The sequence below is a fragment of the Bradyrhizobium sp. Leo114 genome (assembly GCF_055229415.2).
Map to the genome: position 1 here is coordinate 109,631 of NZ_JBUYEN020000002.1, position 26,558 is coordinate 136,188.

The 26,558-nt window shown below is 63.7% G+C and carries 21 protein-coding genes and 2 pseudogenes; 10 read left to right on the top strand and 13 right to left on the bottom strand.

The annotated features are described in order from the left end of the window. Window positions 1-80: 80 nt before the first annotated feature. The gene (locus ACZIRK_RS02870; protein ID WP_130228154.1) at window positions 81-617 is read right to left on the bottom strand and encodes an AAA family ATPase; all 537 of its coding nucleotides are present in this window, start codon (window positions 615-617) and stop codon (window positions 81-83) included. Window positions 618-818: 201 nt separating this feature from the next. Continuing rightward, the gene (locus tag ACZIRK_RS02875; RefSeq protein WP_130228148.1) at window positions 819-1,136 is read right to left on the bottom strand and encodes an Hsp20/alpha crystallin family protein; all 318 of its coding nucleotides are present in this window, start codon (window positions 1,134-1,136) and stop codon (window positions 819-821) included. 197 nt (window positions 1,137-1,333) lie between these two features. Between ACZIRK_RS02875 and ACZIRK_RS02880 the strand changes: the two genes are divergently transcribed. Both ACZIRK_RS02880 and ACZIRK_RS02885 read left to right on the top strand, forming a co-directional pair. Further along, window positions 1,334-2,317, top strand: coding sequence for a zinc-dependent alcohol dehydrogenase family protein (locus tag ACZIRK_RS02880; RefSeq protein WP_463326937.1), 984 nt, complete (start codon window positions 1,334-1,336; stop codon window positions 2,315-2,317). Further along, window positions 2,314-3,864 (top strand): bifunctional aminoglycoside phosphotransferase/ATP-binding protein, encoded by a 1,551-nt coding sequence (locus ACZIRK_RS02885; protein WP_130228146.1) that lies wholly within the window; start codon window positions 2,314-2,316, stop codon window positions 3,862-3,864. The genes ACZIRK_RS02880 and ACZIRK_RS02885 overlap by 4 nt, the downstream gene beginning before the upstream one ends. Before the next feature lie 196 nt (window positions 3,865-4,060). Here the strand turns inward: ACZIRK_RS02885 and ACZIRK_RS02890 are convergent, their stop codons facing one another. Next, window positions 4,061-5,878 carry a PHA/PHB synthase family protein gene (locus tag ACZIRK_RS02890; RefSeq protein ID WP_463326938.1) on the bottom strand — a complete coding sequence of 606 codons (1,818 nt, stop codon included), beginning with the start codon at window positions 5,876-5,878 and terminating at the stop codon, window positions 4,061-4,063. Window positions 5,879-5,999: 121 nt separating this feature from the next. Here ACZIRK_RS02890 and ACZIRK_RS02895 point away from each other — a divergent pair, with 121 nt between their 5' ends. After that, window positions 6,000-6,404, top strand: coding sequence for a P-type ATPase actuator domain-containing protein (locus tag ACZIRK_RS02895; protein WP_463326939.1), 405 nt, complete (start codon window positions 6,000-6,002; stop codon window positions 6,402-6,404). 270 nt (window positions 6,405-6,674) lie between these two features. Here ACZIRK_RS02895 and ACZIRK_RS02900 read toward each other — a convergent pair whose 3' ends face one another. Next, on the bottom strand, window positions 6,675-7,067 hold the full coding sequence (locus tag ACZIRK_RS02900; protein WP_130228145.1) for a hypothetical protein: 393 nt from the start codon (window positions 7,065-7,067) through the stop codon (window positions 6,675-6,677). A 35-nt stretch (window positions 7,068-7,102) separates the two neighbouring features. Then, window positions 7,103-7,827 (bottom strand): annotated as a pseudogene (gene phbB, locus ACZIRK_RS02905) (acetoacetyl-CoA reductase). 167 nt (window positions 7,828-7,994) lie between these two features. On the opposite strand from phbB, the gene ACZIRK_RS02910 reads away from it, so the two are divergent. The 7 genes and pseudogenes from ACZIRK_RS02910 (at window position 7,995) to ACZIRK_RS02940 (ending at window position 19,273) form a co-directional block, all read left to right on the top strand. Continuing rightward, entirely contained in the window at window positions 7,995-8,831 is an 837-nt protein-coding gene (locus tag ACZIRK_RS02910; RefSeq protein WP_130228144.1) for a universal stress protein, read from the top strand. 16 nt (window positions 8,832-8,847) lie between these two features. Next, a pseudogene (locus ACZIRK_RS02915) lies at window positions 8,848-9,569 on the top strand (CBS domain-containing protein). Between the two features lie 185 nt (window positions 9,570-9,754). Beyond that, window positions 9,755-10,564 (top strand): hypothetical protein, encoded by an 810-nt coding sequence (locus ACZIRK_RS02920; protein ID WP_474417446.1) that lies wholly within the window; start codon window positions 9,755-9,757, stop codon window positions 10,562-10,564. 377 nt (window positions 10,565-10,941) lie between these two features. Next, the gene (locus ACZIRK_RS02925) at window positions 10,942-11,997 is read left to right on the top strand and encodes an AraC family transcriptional regulator (protein WP_130228142.1); all 1,056 of its coding nucleotides are present in this window, start codon (window positions 10,942-10,944) and stop codon (window positions 11,995-11,997) included. 370 nt (window positions 11,998-12,367) lie between these two features. After that, window positions 12,368-15,301 (top strand): ATP-binding protein, encoded by a 2,934-nt coding sequence (locus tag ACZIRK_RS02930; RefSeq protein WP_463326940.1) that lies wholly within the window; start codon window positions 12,368-12,370, stop codon window positions 15,299-15,301. Window positions 15,302-15,640: 339 nt separating this feature from the next. Next, entirely contained in the window at window positions 15,641-18,484 is a 2,844-nt protein-coding gene (locus tag ACZIRK_RS02935; protein ID WP_130228140.1) for an ATP-binding protein, read from the top strand. Between the two features lie 81 nt (window positions 18,485-18,565). Beyond that, the gene (locus tag ACZIRK_RS02940) at window positions 18,566-19,273 is read left to right on the top strand and encodes a hypothetical protein (RefSeq protein ID WP_130228139.1); all 708 of its coding nucleotides are present in this window, start codon (window positions 18,566-18,568) and stop codon (window positions 19,271-19,273) included. Between the two features lie 40 nt (window positions 19,274-19,313). On the opposite strand, the gene ACZIRK_RS02945 is transcribed toward ACZIRK_RS02940, so the two are convergent. The 8 genes from ACZIRK_RS02945 to mdcA form a co-directional block, all read right to left on the bottom strand. Next, window positions 19,314-20,216 (bottom strand): alpha/beta fold hydrolase, encoded by a 903-nt coding sequence (locus ACZIRK_RS02945; protein ID WP_130228138.1) that lies wholly within the window; start codon window positions 20,214-20,216, stop codon window positions 19,314-19,316. 166 nt (window positions 20,217-20,382) lie between these two features. Next, the gene (locus ACZIRK_RS02950; RefSeq protein WP_463326941.1) at window positions 20,383-21,324 is read right to left on the bottom strand and encodes an acyltransferase domain-containing protein; all 942 of its coding nucleotides are present in this window, start codon (window positions 21,322-21,324) and stop codon (window positions 20,383-20,385) included. 58 nt (window positions 21,325-21,382) lie between these two features. Further along, window positions 21,383-22,270 carry a triphosphoribosyl-dephospho-CoA synthase MdcB gene (mdcB, locus tag ACZIRK_RS02955; protein WP_463326942.1) on the bottom strand — a complete coding sequence of 296 codons (888 nt, stop codon included), beginning with the start codon at window positions 22,268-22,270 and terminating at the stop codon, window positions 21,383-21,385. Next, a complete protein-coding gene (gene mdcG, locus ACZIRK_RS02960; protein WP_130228136.1) occupies window positions 22,267-22,914 on the bottom strand; it encodes a malonate decarboxylase holo-[acyl-carrier-protein] synthase in 648 nt (215 codons plus the stop codon). The genes mdcB and mdcG overlap by 4 nt, the downstream gene beginning before the upstream one ends. A gap of 7 nt (window positions 22,915-22,921) precedes the next feature. After that, complete coding sequence (gene mdcE / locus ACZIRK_RS02965; protein WP_130228135.1) at window positions 22,922-23,644, bottom strand: biotin-independent malonate decarboxylase subunit gamma; 723 nt, start codon at window positions 23,642-23,644, stop codon at window positions 22,922-22,924. After that, window positions 23,631-24,569, bottom strand: coding sequence for a biotin-independent malonate decarboxylase subunit beta (locus ACZIRK_RS02970; protein WP_130228134.1), 939 nt, complete (start codon window positions 24,567-24,569; stop codon window positions 23,631-23,633). The genes mdcE and ACZIRK_RS02970 overlap by 14 nt, the downstream gene beginning before the upstream one ends. After that, window positions 24,566-24,883 carry a malonate decarboxylase acyl carrier protein gene (gene mdcC / locus ACZIRK_RS02975; RefSeq protein WP_130228133.1) on the bottom strand — a complete coding sequence of 106 codons (318 nt, stop codon included), beginning with the start codon at window positions 24,881-24,883 and terminating at the stop codon, window positions 24,566-24,568. Before mdcC ends, ACZIRK_RS02970 begins: the two co-directional genes overlap by 4 nt. A 13-nt stretch (window positions 24,884-24,896) precedes the next feature. Next, window positions 24,897-26,543, bottom strand: coding sequence for a malonate decarboxylase subunit alpha (gene mdcA, locus ACZIRK_RS02980; protein ID WP_456642542.1), 1,647 nt, complete (start codon window positions 26,541-26,543; stop codon window positions 24,897-24,899). Window positions 26,544-26,558: the final 15 nt, after the last annotated feature.

The window sequence follows — 26,558 nt, forward strand, 5'->3', positions numbered from 1 at the left end:
GCGCAAGTCCCAGCGCTACAACGCCGAGAACGGTGAAGAGTGCCGCGGCCCGGCAATCATCGTTCCAGCACAGCACCCCATCATCCAGGCAATCGGAACGCTCCGCTCTGCACCGCCCTGCTCACCTCGCGCGCTGTCAGTTCCGGGTCATATCCGTCGGTTTGGAGTACATGCCGTTCGAGATCTCCCAACGAGCAGAATTGCTGATGCATCACCGTGATCTGTTCCGCATCGGTCAGTGTATCGCCTCCGCGTGCGCGACAGCGTTGGATGGCAATCTCGAGCGGGGGCCTGAGAACGATGTAGTGCAGAGCGACCCTGAGTGAGTGGAAGTGCCCCAGAAACCACGGCCCGAAAATGCCATCCAGGAGAACAAAATAGCCGCTTCTGGCGTATCCCTCCGCCACGTTTGCGAGGATACGAACCACGCTCCGATTCTGCTCGTGCGCCTCCGGCAGATAGGGGGGAATCGCACCGTGCTTGATGAAATGCCAGAAATCGTCGGCATGAAGATGCACCTTGGGCATACCCGGCTCGTGGGCAAGGATTTTTGCCGTGGTTGTCTTTCCCGATCCTGGCGGACCGGTAAGGATAAGAACTTCGCCTGTACCATCGATCATCGCGCTGCAGCATATAGCGCAACGTTCAGCGATTCCAGCAACTTGTCATTCCGGGGCGCGCAGCGCGCGCCCGGAAGCCATTATGCCGCGTGCCGCAAGTTGTGAAATGGATTCCGGGTTCGAGGCTGCGCATCGCCGCGGAATGACCGAGCCGGTTTGACGACGTCTAACCCACGACCGTCGTCCCCATCTTCCGCGTCACGGCGCCGTCTTGATCTCAATCTGCTTGCTTTGCTTCGGCTCGGGCTTGCGCACGGTCACCTTGAGGACGCCCTTGGAGATCTCAGCGGAGATATCTTCCGCTTTCACACCCGGCGGTAATTCGACGGAGCGCGCGAACGAGCCGAAGCTTCGCTCGACCAGGTGGTAATCCTTGCTCTTCTCCTCGCGCTCGTTCTTCTTTTCGCCGCGAATGGTGAGAAGGTTGTCGGTGAGATTGAGCTCGACGTCCTTCTGCTCGAGACCGGGAAGTTCCGCCGTGATCTCGATCGCCTTGTCGGTCTCGCTGACATCCATGCTCGGCAGCCTTCTGCCGGCCGCATAGGCTTGATCATGATTGCCTCCTATGTAAGCCGAACCGGTGTCGGAACTTTACGCCCGGCCGAACAACGGGCGTTGAGCGAAATCAAGCGAGACCCGGCACATGTGCGGCAGACTGGAATTAACGCGAGAAGGTGAGCGGTTTCCCTTGAGGCCTCAGAGAGGTGTTGTTGATGTACGCCATGGTTCTTCAAGCACCCAACAGGCCGCTCATGCGTGAGCAGCGTCCCGATCCGTTGCCCGGACCGGGCGAGGTGCGCATCGAAGTTTCCGCGTGCGGCGTCTGCCGCACCGACCTGCATGTCGTCGACGGCGAATTGCCTGACATCCGTTATCCCATCATTCCCGGTCACGAGGTCGTCGGCCGGGTCGATCTGCTCGGCGAAGGCGTTGACGGCCTCGCGCCAGGTGCGCGCGTCGGCGTGCCCTGGCTCGGCTTCACCTGTGGCACGTGCCCTTATTGCCGCGAGGGCAAGGAGAATCTCTGCGACCATCCGCGCTTCACCGGCTACACCCGCGATGGGGGATTTGCGAGCCACCTGATCGCCGATGCGCGCTATTGCTTTCCGCTCGGCGAAGGCGGCGACGATGTCGCGCTGGCGCCGCTGCTCTGCGCCGGCTTGATCGGCTGGCGCTCGCTGCTGATGGCCGGCGACGGCAAGCGCCTCGGCATCTACGGCTTTGGTGCTGCCGGCCACATCATCGCGCAGGTCGCGCGCTGGCAGGGCCGCAGCATCTGCGCCTTCACGCGCGACGGCGACACCGAGGCGCAACAGCTTGCTTTGTCGCTCGGCGCCGACTGGGCGGGCGCCTCCGGTGACAAGCCGCCGGCCGAGCTCGACGCCGCCATTATCTATGCCCCTGTCGGCGCCTTGGTGCCGCAGGCGTTGCGCGCTGTACGCAAAGGCGGCCGCGTGGTCTGCGCCGGCATCCACATGTCGGACATTCCGTCCTTTCCTTATGATATTCTCTGGGAGGAGCGGCAGATCGTCTCGGTCGCCAATCTGACACGCCAGGACGGCAGGGATTTTCTGAAAGTGGCGCGCGAGGCGAACATCAAGACGACGACCACCACCTTTCCTCTGGATCAGGCCAATGAAGCGCTGGCGCGCCTGCGCAGCGGCAATCTGGTCGGCGCGGCGGTGCTGCGGCCATGACGCCACCGTCCTCGCATCAAGGCACGACCGACCAGGACCGCGTGCTGGATTTTCTCGGCAAGCCGTCCGGCGGGCATGATACCCTTCGCGTCGACACGCACGGCTCGATCGTGTTCCTGAAGCCCGACCGCGTTTACAAGGTCAAGCGTGCGGTGCGGCTGCCCTATCTGGATTACTCCTCGCTCGACAAACGCAAGCACGCCTGCGAGGAGGAGATCGCCATCAATCGGCGTTTCGCGCCGGAAATCTATCGCGGCGTGGTGCCGATCACGGAAGGCGAAGCTGGCCCTGAAATCGGCGGCAAGCGCGACGTCATCGAGTGGGCGGTCGAGATGGCGCGGTTCGACGAGAACCAGACGCTCGACCATCTGGCGGCACGAGGCGAGATCACGCCAGAACTCGCCGAACCGCTGGCCGAGGCGATCGCCGCGTCCCACGACAGCGCACCGGTTTCGGATGGCGAGACCTGGCTCGCCTCGCTCCCCGTAATCATCGAGCGCAACACAACAGCGTTTCGCAGCCATCCCGCACTTGCAAGCGCCGAGGTCGAGCGCCTGCATCTGCTGAGCTGCGATCTGCTCACCAAGAACAAGGTGCTTCTCAAGCAGCGCGCCGCCGCTCGTAGGGTGCGCCGATGCCATGGCGACGCGCATCTCGGCAACATCGTGATGATCGATGGCAAGCCGCGCCTGTTCGATGCGATCGAATTCGACCCCGTCATCGCCACCACGGATGTGCTCTATGACCTCGCCTTTCCGCTGATGGACCTCTTGCATTTCGGCAACCGTGCTGCCGCGAACCGGCTGTTGAACTCCTATCTGCAGGCCACGTGGCAGCAGAACGCCGGCGCGCTTGCCTTGCTGCCGCTGTTCCTGTCCATCCGCGCGGCAATCAGAGCCAATGTGCTCCTGACCAAGCATGCGCAAGGCGGCGGCGCCGCCGTGCTGTCAGATGCGCAGTCGTATTTCGAACTCGCAGGCGAACTGATCGCGCCGGGCAAGCCGTCGCTGATCGCGGTCGGCGGCCGCTCAGGCACCGGCAAGAGCGTGTTGGCGCGCGCCATTGCCGGAGTGATCCAGCCGGCGCCCGGCGCGGTGCTGCTGCGCTCGGACGTGATCCGCAAGAAGATCTTCGGAGTCGGCCCCCTGGTCAAGCTCCCCGAGTCAGCGTACGCGCCCGGAACGTCCGCGCGCGTTTATGACGCAATGCTCGATCGCGCGCGAGCTATGCTGGCGCAGGGATTTTCCGCGCTGGTCGACGCAGCGTTCCTGAAGGAAGACGAGCGAAACCAGCTTCGCCCGCTTGCGGCCTCCTGCGGCGTCGATTTCTTCGGGATATTCCTTGTTGCCGAGACCGCCGTCCGCCTCGCACGCATCGGCGCACGCCGGAATGACGCCTCCGACGCAACCCAGGACGTGGCGCTGTTTCAGGACAGCATCGACACCGGCGTCGTCGATTGGGCGCTCGTGGATGCGTCGGGGACTCCGGAGGAAACGCTGGAGCGGAGCGTGCGATGTCTTCCGCGGCGGGCCGCGCCAGAGGATTAGATCGAAACGATGACGGTCCTTCTCCTCTCCCCGTTCTTACGGGGAGAGGGTCGGGTGAGGGGCTTTCTCCAGGCGGACGGTGATAGACGGACTCGCGGAGACTCCCCCTCACCCGAAATTCAAGCTCAGCTTGAATTTCGACCTCTCCCCGCAAGCGGGGCGAGGTGACGCGGGGCCCGCATCGTGGACGAAAGCGCTAGTGCTGCAGCACGTATCGGCCGGGCGCATCCTCCAGCGCGGTGGCGTCCTTGCCGGCGCCGCCCATGGGTGACGGCGCAACCGGTTCGCCGGAATGGGCATTCAGGAACGCGACCCATTCGTGCCACCAGGAGCCTTCGCGCTTTGGCGCGACCTTCAGCCATTCATCCGGCCCGATATAGAGCCCGTCCTTCAGCTCGGTCAGGACCTGGTAGGAATGCCACGGCTCGTTGGGAGCCGCGACGACGCCGGCATTGTGTCCGCCGTTCGTGAGCACGAACGTCGTATCGGCATCGGCGAGGAAATGGATCTTGAAGGTCGATTTCCAGGGAGCGACGTGATCGCGAAGCGTGCCGACGACGAACATCGGCGCATGCAGATCGGACAGCGAGATCGGCTTGCCGTCGACGCGATAACGCCCTTCGGCAAGTTCGTTGTCGAGGAAGAGCTGGCGGAGATATTCCGAATGCATCCGATAGGGCATGCGAGTTGCATCCGCATTCCATGCCATCAGGTCGCTGAGCGGCTGCCGCTCTCCGATCAGGTAGTCGCGGATCATCCGCGACCAGATCAGGTCGTTGGAACGCAGCATCTGAAAGGCGCCGGCCATCTGCGTGGTCTCGAGCACGCCGCGCTGCCACATCATATCCTCGAGGAACGAGACCTGGCTTTCGTTGATGAAGAGCGTGAGTTCGCCGGCCTCGGTGAAGTCGGTCTGCGCGGCCAGCAGCGTCACGGTGCGCAGGCAGTCCGGCTTCTCCTTGCTCAGCCGCGCCGCCGCGATCGACAATAGCGTGCCGCCGAGGCAATAGCCGGTGGCGTGAATGGGCTGGCCGGGGGCGATCCGGCCGATAGCCTCGATCGCGGCATCGACGCCGAGCCGGCGATAGTCCTCGAGACTGACGTTGCGGTCCTCGGGCGTCGGGTTGCGCCAGGAGATCATGAACACGGTAAAGCCGCTCTCGACCAGGAAACGCACCAGCGAATTGTGCGGCGACAGATCGAGGATGTAATATTTCATGATCCAGGCCGGCACGATCAGGATCGGTTCGGGCCGGACTTGCGATGTGGTCGGCGAATACTGGATCAGCTCGATCAATTCGTTGCGGTAGACCACCTTGCCCTTGGTGACAGCGACGTTCTGTCCAACGACGAACCTATGTTCCGGCCCGTGACCGGTCACCAGCGCCTTCCAATCCTCCAGCCAATTGTGCAAGCCGCCGACGAAATTGCCGCCGCCGGTCTCAATGATCTTGCGCAGCACTTCGGGATTGGTCAGCGCGAAATTCGTCGGCGCCAGCACGTCCAGCCACTGCCGGATCGCGAAATCCGCAATCGCCGCATCCTGCCGCGCCACGCCATGGACATCGGTGGTGGCCGATTGCCACCACTGCTCGGTCAGCAGGAACGCCTGCGCCAGCATGTTGAAGGCGGGCAATTCCCAGTCCGGCTCGGAAAACCGCCGGTCGGTCGGCGCCGGCGCGATCAGGCCCCAGGTGCGATAGACCGGATGCGGGTTCGCGAGTGTCTCGAAAAACTGCATCGCGTCGCGGATCGCATCCCGTGCAAGCGTCAACTGCTTGCCCGGCGAGATCGCCAAATGGAGCTGCCAGTCGAGCAGCGCCAGCGTAAGCGCGGCGGGAGACAGGCCACCAGTCCAGCGGGCGATCATGGCATGGGCGAGGTGATCGATCACGTCGAACGCCGATACCGGCTCGGACGGTGCTGGTACCGCGGGGACCGCCGCGCCGACTTGCAACGGCGGCTTGACCGGCTCGAATGGAACGACTTTGAAATCCATGGCCTCGCTTGTCATACCAACCTCCATTGACTCCATTTACGCTAGTGCCGCCAGCAACGGTTTGAGCTGCGTCAAACTGGTTTGCCACGGCCTCCCGCATGGATCGGGCGGTCCGAACCGCATGCAGCGAGCGCCCATGGGTATCGGCATGAGCGGCGACATCGGCAGTTTCGTCATCATCGTGCTCGTGATCGGCATGTCCTTAACGCTCGACATCGTCCAGGAGCACCGCGCCGAACTGACCGCCGAAGCGTTGCGGCCGTCGGTGGCGATCCAGGCCGACGTCGTGCGCGACGGGGCTATCGTCTCCCTTCCCGTCACCGAGCTGGTGCCGGGCGACGTCGTTCACCTCCGCACCGGAGACCTCGTGCCCGCGGACGGGATCGTGCTGGACGTACACGAACTGCAGGTCAACGAGGCCTTGATGACGGGCGAGCCGTTTCCGGCGAGCAAGACCACCGCGCCATGCGCGGCACCCTGCCCGCTGAAGCAAGCAACGCGCTCTTTGCCGGGACCAGCGTGGTCAGCGGCAACGCCGTGATGCTGATCGTCGAAACCGGCCATCGAACGCGCTTCGGCATGATTGCTGCCGAGCTCGCCACCAACGCGCCGCCGACGGCGCTCGACGGGAGCGTGATGAATTGCATCCGCAATGGATGCTGCACTCCCTCTCCCGCTTGCGGGAGAGGGCTGGGGTGAGGGTGTCTCCGCATTGGGATTCCCTGAGTGGAGAGAGCCCTCACCCGCTGCGCCAAGGCGCAGCGACCTCTCCCGCAAGCGGGAGAGGTGAGGTCCGCAGCGCGCTCCAAATTCACGCGAAGCCGAAAAATTCCTTGCCGCGGGCGATGATCTCCTTGTCGGTCGGGTGATCACTCGCCTCGACGCGAAGGATGATGTTCGGGTAGGTGTCCTGCAGATGATGCAGCAGCTCGGTCTTCTCGTTCCCCGGCCCCATGATCAGGACGTCGGTGCAATTCTGCAGCACCTGCCCCACGCTGACCAGGAAAGCGGGATCACTCTCGACCTTGCCTGAGCCGATGCTGTTGGCCTTGTGGTGAAGATGGGTCGAGGACAGATGCGCCGGCACCACGATGGAATCCACGCCCGTGAGGCCCATCGAGAAGATCTTTGCGGTGAGATGATCGATCCAAACGACCGCATGCGCATGCGTCGCGGTCGTAGTTCGTGTCGCAGAGCTGGACATTGCTTCTCCTTGCGTCAGTGATGGTGTTCGATGGCTCAGCTCATATATTGGCCGCCATTAATCGACAGCGTCGAGCCGGTGATGAAGCCGGCCTCGTCGGCGGCGAGAAAGACGACGGCGCGCGCGATCTCCTCGGGCCGACCGAGCCTGCCGACCGGAATCTGCGGCAGGATCACATCCTTCATGACCTCCGGCGAGACCGCACCCAGCATCTCGGTGTGGGTATAGCCGGGACAGATCGCGTTGACGGTGATGCCGACCTTCGCGCTCTCGAGCGCAAGCGCCGCGTGAAGCCAAGCTCGCCGGCCTTCGCGGCCGAATAATTGGTCTGTCCGAACTGGCCCTTCTGGCCGTTGATCGAGGCGATGTTGACGATGCGGCCGAACTTGCGCGACCGCATGCCCTCGATCACGGATCGGCACATGTTGAACAAGGCGTTGAGGTCGGTATTGATCACCGCGTCCCATTGCGCCTTCGTCATCTTGTGCAGGCTGCTGTCGCGCACGATGCCGGCATTGTTGACGAGAATGTCGATCGGACCGAGCGCGGCTTCCACCTGCTTCACGCCGGCGCCGCAGGCGGCGAAATCGCCGACGTCCCATTGAAGCACCGGTATAGCTGTTTCAGCGTGAAACGCCTCGGCCGCCTTGGTATTGGCGGCATAGGTCGCCGCCACGCGGTAACCTTCCGATTGAAGCGCCCGGGCGATCGCGGCGCCAATGCCCCGAACGCCGCCCGTAACCAACGCAACGCGTGCCATGTCGATCCTCTCTTGCCTCTGCAACCTGGCCGTGAACCAATAAAGAAGGGAGGCCGAACGCCCTTTGATGTGGGTCAACAAGGGGAGGAAACTGCGCTGACATAGTGAGTTCGCCAACGACGGGAAGCGCCCGCAGGCGGCTTTCGTCCGTCATCAGGGAGAGATTCATGTACAAGAACATTCTGGTGCTGGTGCCCACGGAATTGTCGACGCGTCCAGTCGCCGATGGCTCGATATCGCTCGCGGCCACGTCCAAGGCCGAACTCGAAGCGCTGGCGATAGGCTACGAGGCCAGCAGCATACCGATGACGGCGGAAGGTGGCGCCGCGGTCGGCTCGATCTATGAGATCGAGCGTCAGCGCGCGTTCGAGCGCGCTGACGGCGCGTTGCGCATGTTCGAGGCGCAGGCCAGGAATGCAGGTATCACCTACCGCTGTCGCGCCCTCAGCGCGCTTCCGGGCGAGGCGGTCGAGATCGTCGGCGCGGCCGCGCGGCTGCACGACCTGACGATCGTGTCGCAGCCCGAGGTCGATCGCGACACCTTCGACAACAACCTCGCCCAAAAAACCCTGTTCGAGGCCGGCGGCCCGGTGCTGTTCATGCCTTACACATTCAAGGGCGCGTTGAGGGCAAAGCGGATCGGCATCTGCTGGGATGGCAGCCGCGTTGCGGCGCGCGCCTTGCATGACGCCATGCCCTTTCTGATGGCGGCAGATAGGCTGACGGTCATCACTGTCAACGAAGACGACAACGTGCCGAGCGAGGCCTCGCCGACCCATCTCGCGCGGTACCTGGCGCATGTCGGCGTCGCGGTCCATCTGACCTCGCTCAGGATGGACGATTCCGAAATCCAGGCGGGCATCCTGTCGCTCGCGGCCGACGAGTCGCTCGATCTCCTCGTGATGGGCGGCTACGGGCATTCGCGCCTCAAGGAAACCGTGCTCGGCGGGGTCACGCGCGACATGCTGCGCTCGATGACTGTGCCGACGCTGATGTCGCATTAGATTCGAGACACATGCCATGCGCGCCCACCAGATCATGACCAGGGACGTCATCACCGTCAGCCCCATGCATCCATCATGGATGCCGCCAACATCATGCTGCGCTGTCACCTGAGCGGCCTGCCGGTGATGTGCGAAGACGGCATGCTCAAGGGTATCGTCTCCGAGAGCGACTTCCTTTGCCGCGGCGAGATCGGCACCGGCCGCCGGCGCCCGGGCTGGCTGCAGTTCTTCGCCGGGCCCGGACGCGCCGCGATCGATTTCGTGCATGAACGCGGGCGTCGCGTCGAAGACGTCATGACGCCGGATCCGATCACGGTGGACGAGCAGACGCCCTTGGACGAGCTCGTGCGCATCATGGAAAAGAGGCGCGTGAAGCGCCTGCCGGTGATGAGCGGCAAGATGCTCGTCGGCATCATCACGCGCGCCAACATCCTTCAGGCGGTCGCGAGCCTTGCCAAGGAAATCCCCGACCCGACCGCTGATGACCAGCATATCCGCGATCGTATCCTGCGTCAGATCCAGGGCACAGACTGGCGGCCCGCCGGCCTCCAGGTCACCGTGCGCAACGGCGTCGCTCATCTCCATGGTGTCATCTTCGACGACAGCACGCGCAAGGCGGCCATCGTTCTCGCCGAGAACACCGCCGGCGTTAAAGCGGTCCACGATCACCTTTGCTTCGTGGATACTTATTCGGGGTACTATGTGGAGCCGCCGGAAGACGTCAGTGCGGCGAGGTGAACCGCCCCCGGGAGCGCTGCCGATTCCGTGATATATAACTACGCCTCGTGAAGCGATCTTTCGAAAGCGGCCGATCTCTTTCGGAAATGCACGCAACGGGGGCGCTGCAGGATCGATCGTCTGGGATCGACGGCAAGCGCATATCGAAAAAGTACGGCCGACATTCCGGATCGAACGAAAAGTTCTTGCGCATTCTGGCGAAGCCTTATCGGCTGACGTACCGTTCGTGTAGATATGGGTGCGGCTTCAATACAATCGCCACACGGAAATTCGTTCAGGATCGGACTATCGCCATGCTCAACGATGGGCGAGCATTTGACCGCGAGACAACGACAACGGCCGGCAGCTCGAACATCTCGTCGGAGCGAGCGCTGGGTATCGCGCATATATGGCGCTTTGCGCCGCGTTGGCATCAACGCACAAGGCGCATCGTCACGGGAATAGCCGGGCTCGCCGCGGTGGGCACCGTATTGGGCGGCCTGACCGGCTATTGGACGACCTACAAGGCGCTCAACGACTGGATCAGCCGCAGGCAAGTGGTGATGCCGGCGCCGCGCCTCTCCATTGCCGTGCTGCCCTTCGAGAATCTCAGCGGCGATCCGGCGCAGGATTATTTCGGCGACGCCGTCGTCGAGAACCTGACGACGGACTTATCCGTCAACATCCCGGCTCTTGTCGTCATCACCGGCGGCTCGGCACTGACAGACAGAAACCAGAGGATCGATCCCAAACGGATCGGTCAGGAGCTGAATGTCCGCTACCTGCTGCTCGGTTCGGTGCTTCGCTCCGCCGACCAGCTTCGCATCAATGCGCGGCTGGTCGACGCTGAAAACGGCGAGCAGTTGTGGGCGGATCGCTTCGACGGAAGCGCGGCCGATTTATTGAAGTTGCAGGATCAGGTCACATCCCGCATTTCCAGCTCGCTTCAATTCACCTTGCCGATCGCCTGGATGCGCAAGACACAGATGACGACGACCACGCTATTGTCGATGTGACGCCAAGCGGCGGTATCGCAAGGGATGCCTGACAATCCCTACAATATGGTCGGATATTTTTTCTTCAGAAGCGAAGCAAATTTTCTGGCGGCCCATGCGTTGAGGCGGATAACCCGAAAGCTATACGAAGGTATAGAACGGGCATACTAACGACTTCTCTCACGGCTTTATCCGCGGCCAACTCTCTCAGAACTAAAGCAAATTCGCCTCGACGCGGAGGCGAGCACGCTGCCGCCATTTGCAATATCTAACACCCGCTAAGCATCTATAACGGGCATCATAGCGCGAAGGGCATATGCTCTTCAGCATTGCAACTGTTGCATTCGCAGAGTTCCTCGGTCGCAGGCGATGCCGACCGAAACTAGAAAGGATGAGCGATGCTTACGCAGGCTATCAACGAGAGGCTGAGCCACCCTCACGTCAGCCTCCCGATCGGCTCGGAATCGCACCACGTCCATCCTGATGCCGAAGGGCTCCGCCAGGAGCACAAGTGGCGCGACCTGAAAGAGGATGATGCGGCTGCGATCGGGGAGATCGCGATTTCGCGCTGGGCGGGTTCGCAAACCGGCTCCCGATACGAGGAGGCGGCAACGCCGCCCGGTCGATATGTGGTGGCGATCGCCCTGAAGAGCACGCGCCTCACCCTGACACGGGGGCGGCAGATCATTTTCGACGGGGTCATGCCGGCGGGCACGCTGCACGTCACGGCGCCTTCGACCCAGCTTGGTGCGCAGTTTCACGCCCCCTACGACTTCCTGCACTTCCATGTCTCGGCCGACTATCTTCACGGGCACCGCGCCGCGGCCGAGCCCTGTGCGACCGGCGAGGATCTCGGCGACCTCATCCTGCTGCGGGACTCCTTTGCCGAGCAGCTCGGCAGGGCGCTGATCGAGCGCGGCAATGCCAGGGACCCGGCTTTCACCCGCTGCATTGGTCAAACGCTGGCCATGCATATCGCCCGACTCGAGACGCCGCGGAGCAAGGTCAACGCGCTGCCGAAATGGCGGCTCAGGCGGGTCGAGGAGTACGTCAACGCAAACTATCATCGCAGCGTCAGTCTTGCCGATCTGGCCAAGGCCGCCGGCCTGTCCCGCATGCATTTTGCGGCCCAGTTCCGGGCAGCGACAGGTTTCCGCCCGCGCGAATATCTGCTGCACCGGCGCGTCGAGCGCGCGAAATCGATCCTCTCCGACGGCGAGACGCCCCTGGCCGAGGTCGCATTGGCAGTGGGCTTCTGCACCCAGGCGCATTTCTCGACTGTCTTCAAGCGCATCACCGGGGAAACGCCGGCGCGCTGGCGAACCGCCAGCCGAAGCGCATCGCCCTCGCCGATCGACCAGAGCGTCCGGACCAAGATCCCGTTCGGCCGGCCACGGGCTGAAGTATGGCGCGCGGATCATCTCATTGCCGCCGGCGGTCACGCCTCGCTGTGACAGCACCTGAGGCCGTGTCGCAAATTGCGACACCGGCCGCCCCATAGTCACTTGCAATCACTCGATTGAAAATCGGCATCATCGCCGTGGCAGCTCGCGCGCGCATGCTTTTGCCGCGCGGCGCGATATTATTCCTATTTCGATCTGTCGGACGCAGCGCTGTCGGGTAACACCTTTGGCTATCCTGTAACACCTTTGGCTAAGGTTGCTAGGCGTTCGGAAAGCAATATGATGCGCTGGATTGGTCCCTCGACGATCTCAGGTCATTTGGAGTTCGGACGGGCACCGCGACGTGTTGCTCCGGTGCGCATCAAGCTGATGCGGTGAAGGACGGAGAGCGTCGGCCACCTGCTTGATTGAGGTCCCGAACATGGGCGACCGCACGCAACGCGCCGTCCGCGAGGCCGGTCGGGATTCGGCCGCGCCGGAGACCGTTTGCTTCGGTCCGTTTCGGCTGCATGCAGGGCAAAGAACGCTGGAGAAGGACGGCACTCCGATTCAGCTCGGCGGCCGGGCGCTTGATCTTTTGATCGCCCTGGTCGAGCGTGCCGGCACGGTGGTCAGCAAGAATGACCTCTTGGCCAAGGTGTGGCCCGACATCATCGTCGATGAAGGCAGCCTCAGGGTGCAGATCGCGGGCCTTCGGAAAGCGCTCGGCGACGGCGAGGCCGGCGCGAGATACCTGACCACCGTTTCGGGGCAGGGCTACTGTTTCGTCGGACGGCTTTCGCATCCGAATAATCAGGAGCAGTCCTCGATCGGGCCGAGCTCCGAACCGCCCCACAATCTGCCGGCGCGGCCGATGCGGATGGTGGGACGCGACCAGACCGTCCGCGACATATCGGCCAAATTGAGGAGCGAGCGTTTCGTCACCGTCGTCGGCCCCGGCGGCGTCGGCAAGACCACGGTGGCGGTCTCCGTCGGCCATGAATTGCTCGAAGCGTTCGCCGGTGCGGTCCGCTTCCTCGACTTTGGGACACTCCATGATCCCGCACTCGTTCCAAATGTCGTCGCCTCGGCGCTCGGCCTCCTCGGCCAGGCTGGTGATCCATCGGACAGTCTGGTGAACCTGCTCCGCGACAGGCGGATGCTGCTGATACTGGATTGTTGCGAGCATGTGATCGAGACATCGGCCGCGCTGGCCGAGCGGCTCTATGCGGAGGCGCCGCAGCTCCATATCCTGGCCACCAGCCGGGAGTCGCTGCGGGTCGAGGGCGAGCATGTTCACCGTCTGCAGCCGCTCTTGAGCCCGCCTGATGACGCCGGCCTGACGGCCGCACAGGCACTTGCCTTTCCCGCAGTCCAGCTATTTGTGGAGCGCGCGGCTGCGAGCGGCGGGCATCTCATCGAGCTGAGCGACGCGGACGCGCGCCTGGTTGGCGAGATCTGCCGCAGGCTGGATGGCATCGCACTGGCGATCGAGCTCGCCGCCAGCCGCGCCAGTGCCTCCAATATCAAGGACACGGTCGCGCTCTTGAACGACGCATTCAAGCTCCTGGGCGAGGGACAGCATGCCGTGCTGCCACGGCATCAGACCCTGCGCGCGACGCTCGACTGGAGTTACAAATTGCTGTCGGAGCCCGAGCGCATGGTGCTGCGGCGAGCGGCCGTGTTCGCCGGCAGCTTCACCTTGGAAGCCGCGCGCTCCGTTGCTGGCGCAGAGGACGCCGACGACGGGCAGGTGATCGCGGCCGTTGCGAGCCTGGTGGCGAAATCCATGCTTGCGGCAAGCGCGAGCGGCACATCAACGCGATACAGATTGCTCGACACGGCACGGGCCTATGCCCTGGAACGGCTTGCCGCCAGCATGGATGCCGATGCGACGGCGCGGCGGCATGCCCGCTATTTCCTGCATCTGCTGCAAGAGATCGGTAGCGGCTCGGCCCCATCATCGGAAGCGAACCGATTTGCGGCGATCGCAGACCAGTTCGGAAACATACGCGCGGCGCTGGCCTGGTGCTTCTCCGAACGCGGCGACCGCGCAACGGGCGTCGCGCTGGCCGCTGCGGCCATGCCGTTTTTCCTCAAACTGTCCCTGTTCGCCGAGTGCCAGCTCTGGGCCAAGCGCGCGATCGCACAGCTTGACGTGGCAAATCACAGCCTGAAATACGACCTCGACCTTCACGCCGCCCTGGGCCTGGCGCTGTTGCTCACGAAGGGGACCACCGACGACGTTCACGCTTTTCTGACGCGAGCGCTTCGAATAGCCGAAGAGATCGGCGACGTTCCCAGCCAGCTTCGCCTGATCGAGCGGGTTCACGTATTCCAGATGAGGGCAGGAAATTTCACGGAAGCGCTGGCGCTCGCCAAACGCGGCGAAGCCGTCGCGTCCGATCACGGCGACCGCATTAAACTTGCGCATATGCGGATTGCGCTCGGCGTCTCCTGCCATCTTGTCGGAGACGCGCGGCTGGCCCGGTCTTATGTGGAATCGGCGTTGTTGCAGTTGCCGGGCTCGGAACCTGATGTCGATGATCCCCTGAACTACGACTACCTCAGTCGCGCACGAATCACGCTGGCTCGCATTCTGTGGCTTCAGGGATATCCCGATCAGGCGGTCGACACGGCGCGGCGGGCCATCGCCGACACGATGCGTATCGGTCATCCTGCCAAGCTCTGCATGGCGATGCTTTGGGCATTCTCGATCTTTGTCTGGAACTCGGAGACGGAGAGCTACGAAGAATACGCCGACAGACTTATCCTGGAAGCGAGCAAGCACGCGCTCGGGCCGTACCAGACGATTGGCTACGGAACAAAAGGTGTTGTCCTGGTGGCGCAGGGCCAGGTCGAGACCGGGATTGCGCTGCTGCGGGGCGCGCTCGAAGTCATGCACAGCCATCGATATGGCTCGCTCGCGGATTTCCGCATCGCGCTGGCGCAGGCGCTCGCCACCATCGGGCAGGAAAAGGAGGCGCTTGATACGATCGATCTGGCAATCGCCCGTGTCGGGCACAACAAGGATATGTTCTGCATGCCCGAGCTGCTGCGCGCAAAGGCGGAAGTTCTGCTCTCCGCAAGGAGCCCGGACCTGGAGCAGGCAGAGCGCTGCCTGAAGGAATCGATTGACATGGCCCGCCGTCAATCAGCGCTCGCCATGGAGCTGGTTGCGGCGACCTGCCTCGCAAAACTCTGGCTCGGGCAGGATCGCGCTGGCGAGGCGCGGCGGCTTCTCGCGCCGACCTATGCCCGCTTTACCGAGGGGTTCAACAGCCGCGCGCTGAAGGCGGCACGGGCGCTATTGGATGAGCTCGGCTCGCAGCACCCTGATTCATCGACGGACGCAAGACTGGCGGTTCGGGGGTAAGGCACCGAACGCATCCGCCTGGGCCGATCTGCGTCTATCCGGCAACCGCGATCATGCGAACTCGAAATGAAGGTGCAGATCCGAAAGACCCGAGCCATCCCATCCGGCATGGTACGTGGCGTAAGCATTCAAGGCCACCAGCTTGCGCCATCGGCTCGCAGCGCCCTTCCCAAGGCAACGAGCCCACGGGGGCCGTCCTATCCCCCGCCCCATCCCCGGGACGGCCCCCTTCTCTCCCCATGCATTGTCCCGTGAGCGGATCCCGTCCAAACTGGTGCCCTAATCCGGGCACAAATCATAGTTGGGCCAAAGACGGCTCTCGCAGCAGGCAGGTACCGCGTGCAGGGCGACAATAGCGACGAATCTGCACTGGCATTCGGGCCGTTCCGACTGCTGCCGAAAGCGCGACTGCTCGAAAAGGACGGCAATCCCGTTCATATCGGCGGCCGCGCGCTCGACATCCTGATCTTCCTCGCCGAACGCGCCGGCGAGGTCGTCGGCAAGCGGGAATTGGTGTCCCGGGTGTGGGCCGATGTGAACGTCGACGAGGGCAGCCTCCGCTTCCACGTCAGCGCGCTGCGCAAGGTGCTCGGCGACAGCGCGTCCGGCGCGAGATATGTCGTGAACGTTCCTGGTCGCGGCTATTGCTTCACCGCGCCGATCGTGCGCGCGGATACGAAGCCTGCCGCAACGCCGGCCGGCAGCCCTCCCCTTCCGGCGCAAATTGCCAGGATGATCGGGCGCACCGAAACAGTCGAGACGATTGCCGCCGAGCTCGCCCGCCACCGCCTGGTCACGGTGGTCGGACCGGGCGGCATCGGCAAGACCACCGTTGCCCTGGCGGTGGGGCACCGTCAGCTCGGCGCTTTTGCCGGAATGGTCAGGTTCGTCGACTTCGGCTCGCTGCGGGACAAGCGCCTGGCGCCGAGCGCGCTGGCATCGGCATTGGGGCTTTCGGTCTCCTCCGACAATCCGGTGCCCAGCATGCTGGCGTTTCTGCGCGAGAAGCGGATGCTGTTGATCTTCGACAGTTGTGAGCATCTCTTGGAAAGCCTGGCGATGCTCGCGGAAAGCATCATCCGCGAGGCGCCTGAGGTTTCCATCCTGGCAACCAGCCGTGAATCGTTGCGCGCCGAAGGCGAGCAGGTGCATCGGCTGTTTCCGCTGGATTGCCCGCCGGAGCGCGCTGCCATCACCGCTCCCGACGTGCTGGCCTATCCCGCGGCGCAATTGTTTGTCGAACGCATCGCCGCGAGCCTCGGGGGGTTCGAGCTTGGCGATGGCGAAGCGCCGCTGGTGGCGGAAATCTGCCGCAAGCTCGATGGCATTGCGCTGGCGATCGAGCTCGCCGCCGGTCGCGTCAACGCCTATGGAATCCAGGGCATCGCCACGCTGCTGAACAGTCGCTTCTCGCTGTTGTGGCAGGGCCGACGCACCGCAGCGCCCAGGCATCAGACGCTGAGCGCGGCGCTCGGCTGGAGCTACGATCTATTGACTCCCATCGAAAGCGTCACTCTGCGCAGGCTGTCGGTGTTCGCCGGCACCTTCACGCTGGAAGCCGCCCTCGCGGTAGCCTCCGAGGATGGAACCGACGAAGCCGAGGCGGTTGAGGCGATCGCAAACCTGGTAGCAAAGTCGCTGATCTCGCTGCCGTCTACGGCTCAGCCGGTGCGCTATCGGCTGCTCGACACCACGCGCGCCTTCGCCGCGGAGAAGCTTGTGGAAAGCGGCGAAGCCACAAGGATATCGCGCAACCATGCGATCTATTTCCGCGATCTCCTTGCGGGCATCGCGGCGAGAGCAGCAGCATTCTCGACGGGCGACAGCTTCACTCCCTATGCGGATCATCTTGCCAATGTGCGCGCGGCGTTGGATTGGAGCTTCTCCGAACATGGCGACCGCGCGATCGAGATCGGGCTTGCCGCGGCGGCCGCCCAATTCTTCCTGCAGCTTTCGCTGCTGACGGAATGCCATCGCTGGGCGCGACAGGCGCTGGCGGGGTTTGATCCGCAAATTGCCGACCCGCGTCAGGAGATGGAGCTTCAGGCCGCGCTTGGCGTGTCCTTGATGTTCACGCAAGGCAACACCGAAGAAGTCCATGCGGCCCTCACCCGCAGCCTGCAACTGGCAGAGTCCCACAACGACCTGCACTGGCAGCTATGGCTGCTGCGAGAGCTTCATATCTATCTGACCCGGATCGGCGATTATCATGGCGCGCTGGCGATGGGCGAGCGCGGCGCGGTGGTTGCCAGGACATTGAACGATGCCGGTGCCATCCGTACCGCGGAGTGGATGCTCGGAGTCGCCAACCACCTGATCGGGAATCAGAACGATGCCGTCTTGCAATGCGAGAGCGCCACGACCCATGATCCGTCTCGCCTGCAGATCAACATGCAGCGGCTCGGATATGATGACCGGATCGTTGCGCTGGTAGCCCTTGCGCGAAGCCTCTGGCTGACGGGACGTCCCGACCGTGCCATCGCGGCGGCGAGATATGCGGTCAGCGAGGCCGAGCGCACAGAGCAGCCGCTCACCATCGGCATCGGCCTGATATGGTCGATCTACGTGTTTCTCTGGGTCGGCGATTGGGAGGACGCCGACAAGCTGATCGAACGTCTCATCAATCATGCGGCCAGGCATTTTCTCGGGCCCTATCAGGCCGTGGGACTCGGACTGAAGGGCGAACTGTTGATCCGCCGCGGAGAAGCCAAGGTCGGCATCGAACTGCTGCGTCAGGGCGCCGGAACATTGCGGCAGACCCGGCACAAGATCCTGAGCACGGTGTTCGCGGCAGCGCTCGCCGAAGGCCTGGTGCAGGCGCGGCAATACGAGGAGGCGCTCGGCATCATCGATGAGGCGATCGCGCAGCGCGACAGCGCCGGGCAGTCGTTCGACCTGCCGGAGATGCTGCGCGTCAAGGGATATGTCCTGGCTTCCTCGGCCCGTCCATCCGAGGCCGAAACCTGTCTGATGCAGTCGCTCACGCTGTCCCGCGAGCAAGGCGCACTTGGATGGGAATTGCGGGCCGCCGCCACCTTGGGACGGCTCTGGCGTGAACAGGGCGATGCAGCAAAGGCACATGCACTGATCGCTCCGCTCTATGCACGATACAGTGAAGGCCTCGACAGCGCCGATCTCAGGTCCGTAAAATTACTGCTCGATGAGCTGACTCCGGGTATCTAACAACATCTAACGCGCAAATTCGCCCGCGCTGGGCCATGCTCCCTGCACGATTTTGGGGCTGGTCGAAGACGGGATTTGCGAATGGCATTGCTTGATGACGCCCTCGATGCCTGCGGTGGGCTGGAACGATGGCGTCGGTTGAAGAGATTCACCGTCCACCTTTCCATCGATGGCGCGCTGTTCTCCCGCATCGGCAATGCAGGGCGGCTCAAGGACATGGTCATGGAAGGTTCGACCGAGGTCCAGACGCTGCAATTCACCGGCTTCACCGCTCCCGACAGATGCGGCCTGTTTCAGCCCGACTGGGTCGCCATCCAGAGTCTGCAAGGCGAGATCCTGCGTTCGTGTGGCGACCCGCAGACAGCATTTTCGGATCACCACGAGGAAATGCCGTGGGACGATCTGCGCCTGGCCTATTTTTGCGGCCTCTCCCTCTGGAACTGTCTGACGACCCCCTTTCTGCTGGCGCAACCTGAAATTGAGACCGAAGAGCTGCCCCCCTGGAACACCGGCGGCCAGATCTGGCGGCGTCTCCGCGCGCTGTTTCCACCGACCATCGTTACGCATTCGCGGGAGCAGATATTCTACTTCGATAGCGATGGGCTGCAGCGGCGATTGGACTACGAGGCCGCGGGCACGCCAATCGCACACCTGACCTGGGCGCATCAGAAGTTCAACGACATCGTCATTCCCACGCTCCGGCGCTGCCTGTCGCGTCAGCCCGACGGCACGGTGATTACGAAGCCGGCACTGATCGACATCGAGATCTTCGACGCGGCATTCGAGTAGCAGCCAGCGAGCGGTGTCGACCGTCGCGTCGCGTGTGCGATTACTCCTTGCCCTGAACAAAGAGCTGAATCAGTGCGACGAGAACATCGGGCGCATCCTCCTGGCTGAAGTGGCCGGCATTGGGCAGCTTGATGATGGGCCGGTCCGGCCATATTCCCCTGAAGTCGGCGATTTGGACCGCCGGCGAGATAGCTCTGTCCTTCATACCGACGGCGAGCATTGCTGGCTTTGACTTCAGATTGTCGACGAGAGGAAAACCTTCAACGACGTATGGGATAATCCGACCGAGCAGCACATCGAGCGGGAACTCGATCGCTCCGATACAGTCCTCCCTTGCAGGAAAGGCCGAACCATAGGCCGCGAGCCAATCGGAATTCACTGCCGACAGATTCTCAAGACCAATGATCTTCATGATGCTGAGAATGTTGACGTCCAGATGTCCCAACACCTCGCCAAGCGTGCCGGCTTCGTAATGCTTGCGGACAAACTGAAACCAGGGCGTCTGCGCGTCGAACTCCGCGTTGCCATAGCCCGCCAATGTGTTGACGAGGAACAGGCGCTTGACGCGGTCGGGGTGTCGCAGCGTGAAGGCCGAACCGATCGGCCCGCCCCAATCCTGCATGACCAGGGTGATGTTCCTCAGATCGATCGCTTCGATGAGGTTCGTAAGGTTGTCGACATGGGCTTTCAGCGAATACTCGCGATCGCGAGGAGTCTCGCTTTTGCCGAAGCCCATATGATCGGGAACGATGACCCTGTGCGTCGCAGAAAGCGGCGGAATAAAGTGTCGATATAGATAGCCCCAGGTCGGCTCACCATGCAGACAAATGATGGGATCGCCGTCGCCCTCGTCGATATAATGCATACGAAAGCCGTTCCCGTCAAAATAGTGCGGCGCAAAGGGCCAGGTTGCACCAAACGTCTCGGCCGCAGGAATCGTCATTTGCCGGATCTCCTCATGCGCGGGTGTCAGTTGCAATTATATACGTCATGTAAAAGCCTCATCGAATGTTCGCTACCAACGACGAACCGTCGTAATGCCGGCATGACGATAATCTTTGCGTGAGAAGCCGCGCGTCGGCGACCGAAAATATTCGGTTCCGATTGAATCAGAACCGAATACCCAGACGGGTGGTCAGCCAAGCGCGAATGCCGTCCAGCGTGCGGAAATCGTCCAGAGATCGGGTCGCGACGTCATGATAGGCGCCAGCCACCATCTCGCTCAGCGCCCGGCCTGGCCCGAGTTCCAGAAACACCGTCGCTTCGCTCCCCATGCACGCCTGCAGGCAATCGGCCCATTGCACCGTCTGCGAGATCTGGACCGCCAGCTTGTCGAGACCGGTTTTGACATCGATGACGGGCGCAGCGTCGATCCCGCTCAGAAGCCGCGTTCCGGTTGGCAGTACCATCACGGCAGCATGGCTTAGTCTGTCGCGGAATTCCGTCGATGCCTTGGCAAGCCGCGGGGTGTGGGAGGCAACTTCCACCGGTACGTCGACGACCCTGGCCGCCTTCATCGCTTTCGCGTCATCGGCGAGCGCTTTCAACGCTGCGCGGCTTCCGCCGAGAATGAAGGCGTCGCCCGGATTGACGATGGCGACGGCGGCATCGTGCCGCTCGCACAAGGTGTCGATGGCATCGCGGGGAAGGCCGCGAACGAAGACCATTCCGTCACCGGGCAGCGTGGCAGCGTCCATCGCTTCCGCGCGGCAGGCCACCAGGTCGAGCGTATCCGTCATGCTCGTAAGGCCTGCGACGCCCCAGGCCGCGACCTCGCCAACGCTGTAGCCGGCAACGATGAGCCGGTCAGGCATTTGGGCGCGCAGCACGGAAGCTGCGGCCAGCGCCTGCAGCGTGCAGAGGATCTGGCCGATGCGATTGTGGTGCAGCACTTCAGCGCTCTCGCTGCGGACGATCTCGCGCGGATCACGGCCGCCGAGCAGCATCGCCGCATGGACAAACAGGCTGGCCGCCTCCGGCGCATCGCCGGTCAGGGCGAACATGTCGCGGTGCTGCCGTCCCTGCCCCGAGCAGAGGACTGCCAGAGTCATGGCCAGCCCAGCATCACGAAGAACACCAGCGCCAGCGCAAGCAGGATCGCATTGGACATCAGGGACACGACCTTTCGTGGGCGTCGACAAACAGGGTCATGGCCAATAGATCGGCCGATCCGCCGGGGCTGAGCCGGCGGACGACGAAGCTATCGTGGATGGCGCGGGCGCGCTCCTGCCAATCGGGCGCACCTACGCCGCCCCGGCCGAGAAATTGCCGCGCCACACGGCGCGCAAACAAGAGGCCGTCCAGCCCGCCGCGATGCAGCAGGTTGGTGTCCTCGACCGCGGCGATCAGCGCAAAGCATGCTTCAACCCGCGCGGCCTCCGCGTCGGCAGCAGCGAGAGCTCCCCTGTGCAAGGCCGGGAGGCCGACGTGGTAGACACTGGGAAATCCCTTGGCCGCTTCGACGCGCGCGCCACCGGCACCGAAGCGATGACGGGCTTTCATGCCATGGCTGTGGAGCAGCACAGGCCCGCCGAGGATGCTGCCGCCCCACAGTCGCGTCACGATTGCCCCGAGCGACAACGCGGGATCGACCTGCCCGCTGCTCCTTGCGCCGGCCGCCGCGCACAACAGGCCGAGGCCGAAGATGGCGCCGCGATAGGTGTTGATGCCTGAGGTCGCAGCAAACATCGCCGCCTCGGCCTCGAGACCGATGATCCTCAGCCGCTCCATCGCCCAGCCGCCGGCACCTGCTTCCGCCAACGCGGCAAAATACGGGCCGATGGTTTTGGCACTGACGCGCAGCGTCTCGGCGTCCATATCCTCGTGACTGCCACGATCAACATGGCTCACAAGGCCGGGCTTCGGCCATGTCTCCACTTCCAGCAGCAGGCAATCGACGGCGCTTGCCGCGATCGCCGCCGCATCGGGCGCGCATGGCGCCATCACCTGTGGACGAGGCGCGCGGTGCTGCGCGCTCCATGCCAGAGCCGGCGTCATGACAGCATCTCCCCGGCGAGGAAGAGATTCGTATCGAGCAAGGCGACGCCGCCGATGGTCTTGACCAGCACCTGGTCCGCGCCGGCATGCAGCTCCCGCCAGTTCACGGCGGCGCCGTCGTCGCGCACCAGTTCGCCATCGAGCCGCATCGGCGCCGGCGCCTCGATCTCGGCCATGCCGGTGACAAGAGCGGCAACATCCGTGTCACGATCAATGCGCAGCAGCAGATCGAGGTCGGAGCGATCGGTCAGATAATCCAGTCCGGTCAACACGCGCCAGGCCAAGCCGCCGAACACCCTTGCTTCCACCGAATGACGCGAAGCGAGTTCATCGAGACGTTCAAGCGTCGGCCGCCACGTCGGCGGCGCCATCCGAGCCGCCGCTCCTAACGAGGGTGGGGGCGCGATCGAGAGCACGTCTTCGGCCCGCATCAGGAAGGAAAGCCGCCGCTTGCCGGCAAAGGGCGGCAATGGCAGGGCCGCCGCCACGCCGTGCTGCTCGCAAGGCGTGGCACGCCGCCCGATCAACGGCCAGCCGTTCTCGACCCATCGCGCGATCAGCGGATCGGCCGCCAGATCGCTCCGCATCGCAAGCGCCGCACACCAGCTCTCGGGGCGGACGAAGATCAGATCATGGCGCCTCATCGGTCCCTCAGCCGGTTTGCATGGCAAGCTCACGCACGCGCTCCGCGATCTCAGCGGCCTTCATACGGCCGCCGCGCTCCTTGCCGAGTGCATCGCGTCGGTCGCGCGCATCGCCCATGTTGCGCAGCAGTTTTTCCAATTGATCGGCCAGCGAGGCCTCGTCGTCCCAGATGACATGCACCGCGCCGAGCTGAAGCAGATTTTGCAGGCCGGGAGCGAACACCGGCGTGGACTTGGCTTTCTCCTCGAGCACCTCGATCGGCAATTTCGTCACCTTGGACATCGACGGCAGGTCCATTACCGCCGGGTCCGCGCCCGGCAATCCCACCAGCACGCGGGTCGCCAGCGCGGTTGCGAGGAAAGCGCCGGCCGCCGAATGGCCGTACAGCAGCCCGATCGTGGGCCGCCCCTGGATATCGGCGTGGATGAGCGACTTGGCGAGATGAGCCAGGAACTCGTTCAGTCCCAGAAGCTCGTCGCGCTTGCTCATGCGCTGGCTGTCACTGTCGACGATGACCAGGATCGGACCGCTTCCGCGCTTGATCGCGCCAAGAACGGCGCCCGAGAGCCTGATCGCCTCGTCGACACCAAGCGCGGTTCGATCAGCGACTCCGATGACCAGCGCGCGGTCGCCGGATCGCAGCGTGCAGGACCCGAGCAGAACGCCACCGTCATTCTTGACGTCGTGGCCGTTGGGAAACATCGAGGCGAGGATCCTATCGAGCGTCACGGGCAATCCTCCGGACCTTGTCGGCAAGTTCGATGAACTGATCGGCCGGCAGCGCTGGAACGGACGCAGCGTCGGCAACACCCTCCGCCGCCCAGATCTCGACCGCATCCCGGCAGGTGCCAAAGCGCTGCAATCGATCTTCGAGGCGGGACTGTTCGGCATTTAACGTATCGATGCCGAAGCCCGCGGTGGTCTCAAGCAATTCGAGGGCAGCCTCACGGAAGGCTTGCACCGTGTCGTCGGTGAAGAGCTCGGCGCCGCCGATCAGCCGCCGGTGCTTGCCGCCCATCGTGCGCCAGACCAGGGCACGGTCGCGCGAGTCGAACTCTTCGACGCCGCGATTGGTCTCGATGACCTCGGGACCGGAGACGGCGATACGTCCCTGCTCGGACACTGCCAGCGCCGAACAGCAGCCCGCGATCAGTCCGCCGCCGCCATAACATCCCGAGCGGCCACCGATCAGCCCGATCACCTTTACGCCGGCGGTCCGCGCCTCGATCACCGCGCGCATGATCTCGGCAATGGCAAGCTCGCCCGCATTCGCTTCCTGCAGGCGGACGCCGCCGGTGTCGAACAGGATCACTACCGGGATCGACTTGAGCTCCTTCGCCGCACGCAGCAATCCCGTCAGCTTGGCGCCGTGGACCTCGCCGAAAGCGCCGCCCATGAAGCGGCCTTCCTGCGCGGCGACGAAGACCGGCGATTCCGCAAGTCGCCCGCGGCCGATGATGATGCCGTCGTCGAACTGCTCGGGAAGGTCGAACAGTTTCAGATGCGGGCTGACCTCGCGCCGTTCGGGGCCGATGAATTCGACAAAGCTTCCGGGATCGATCAGCAGCCGGATCCGTGCCCGCGCCGAGGCCTCGTAGAAGCTCGTCGCCCTCGCCTGCTCCAGCGACGGCTTTTCCAGATCCGCGACGCTCATTGCTCGTTCTCCGCCATCAGCCGGACAGCCTGGGCGAGACGCAGCGACACGGTGTCCGGCCGCGCGCCGCCGTCATTGATGGAGAACTTGAGCCCGCCCGGCGAGTAGCGCTCGACGAAGTCGGCGACCACGGCGTTCCACACCTCGCCAAAGCCTTCCGCCGCGGTCTTGATCTCCAGTCGGCATTCCGTTTCAGGCAGCACGCGTTCGGCGAGCACTTCCAGATTTCCGGAAGCTACAACACCGATGATCGCCATTTGCCTGGTCCCGCCGGCACGAGCGCGGGCTTGATGGTGAAAGCTCAAATCTTCCATCGCGGGTATCCCCTCACCAGTTGCGGAATTGCGAGGGCGGCGCGTAGAGCCCGCCCGACCACCGCACGAGATCCTTGATCGAGCGCGCCGCCAGCATGCTCCTGTCGGCGTCGAGCGGATCGATGCCGAGATCCTCCGGCCGGCGGATCACGCCGCGCTCGCGCAAGTGCTGCACCATTTTCCTGTCCCTTCTGCGGCCGACATCGGTATAGCCGGCGACGCCGCGGATCGCCTGTTCGCGTTCGTTCTCATCCCGGCACAGCAGCAGGTTGGCAACGCCTTCCTCCGTCACGACGTGGGTGACGTCGTCGCCATAGATCATCACCGGGGCGAGCTCGAGCTTGAGCTTCTCGGCGAGCGCGAGCGCGTCCAGCTTCTCGACCAACAGCGGCACGTTCTTTTCGCCAAAGGTCTCGCCGATCTGCACCACCAGCTTGCGGCCACGGCGCAGCAGCGCCGAGCCGTCGGGATCGGCCTCGCGGCCGGCCTGCAGCCATGGCGTGCTCGGATGGCGCCGCCCGCGGGCATCGGCGCCCATATTCGGCGCACCGCCGAAGCCCGCAATACGCGAGGTGGTCACCGTCGATGAATTGCCCTGCAGGTCGATCTGCAGCGTCGAGCCGATGAACATGTCGCAGGCATAGAGGCCGGCGGTCTGGCAGAAGGCGCGGTTGGAGCGCAGCGAGCCGTCAGGCCCGGTGAAGAAGACGTCGGAGCGTGCGCGGATATAGTCGTCCATGCCGACCTCGGAGCCGAAACAATGGATCTGCTCGACCCAGCCCGATTCAATCGCGGGGATCAGCGCCGGATGAGGATTGAGCGCGAAATGGCTTGCGACCTTGCCCTTCAAGCCCAGCCGCTCGCCATAGGTCGGCAGCAACAATTCGATCGCGGCTGTGGAGAAGCCGATGCCGTGGTTCAGCCGCCGCACGCCGTAGGGCGCGTAGATGGCCTTGATCGCCAACATCGCTGTCAGGATCTGCCCTTCGGTAATGGCGCCGGGATCGCGCGTGAACAACGGCTCGACGAAGAACGGCTTGTCGGCCTCGACCACGAACTGCACCCGGTCCGCCGGGATATCGACGCGCGGCACCTTGTCGACGATCTCGTTGACCTGGGCGATGACGACGCCATTCTTGAAGGCCGTCGCCTCGACCACCGTCGGCGTGTCCTCGGTGTTCGGCCCGGTATAGAGGTTTCCGTCATGGTCGGCGCTGACGGCCGCGATCAGCGCAACCTGCGGCGTGAGGTCGATGAAGTAGCGCGCGAACAATTCGAGATAGGTATGAACGGCGCCGAGCTCGATCTTGCCGCCGAACAGCATGCGCGCGATGCGCGCCGCCTGCGGTCCGGAATAGGCATAGTCGAGCCTCTTTGCGACACCGCGGTCGAACAGGTCCAGATGTTCCGGCAGCACGATGCCGGACTGCACCATATGCAGGCCATTCACCTTGGCGAGGTCGACGGCAAGCAGCGCGCGGCACAAAAGATCCGCCTGCTTCTGGTTGTCGCCCTCCAGGCACACCCGGTCGCACGGCCGGATCACCGCTTCCATCAGGCGGGTGGCATCACTCGCTGCGACGATCTTGCCCTTCGCCAGTTTCGCGCCCGCTTCGATACGGGCATCGCGCGCTTGCCGGCCTTGTTGCCAATTCTTCATTCGCCATGCTCCTGG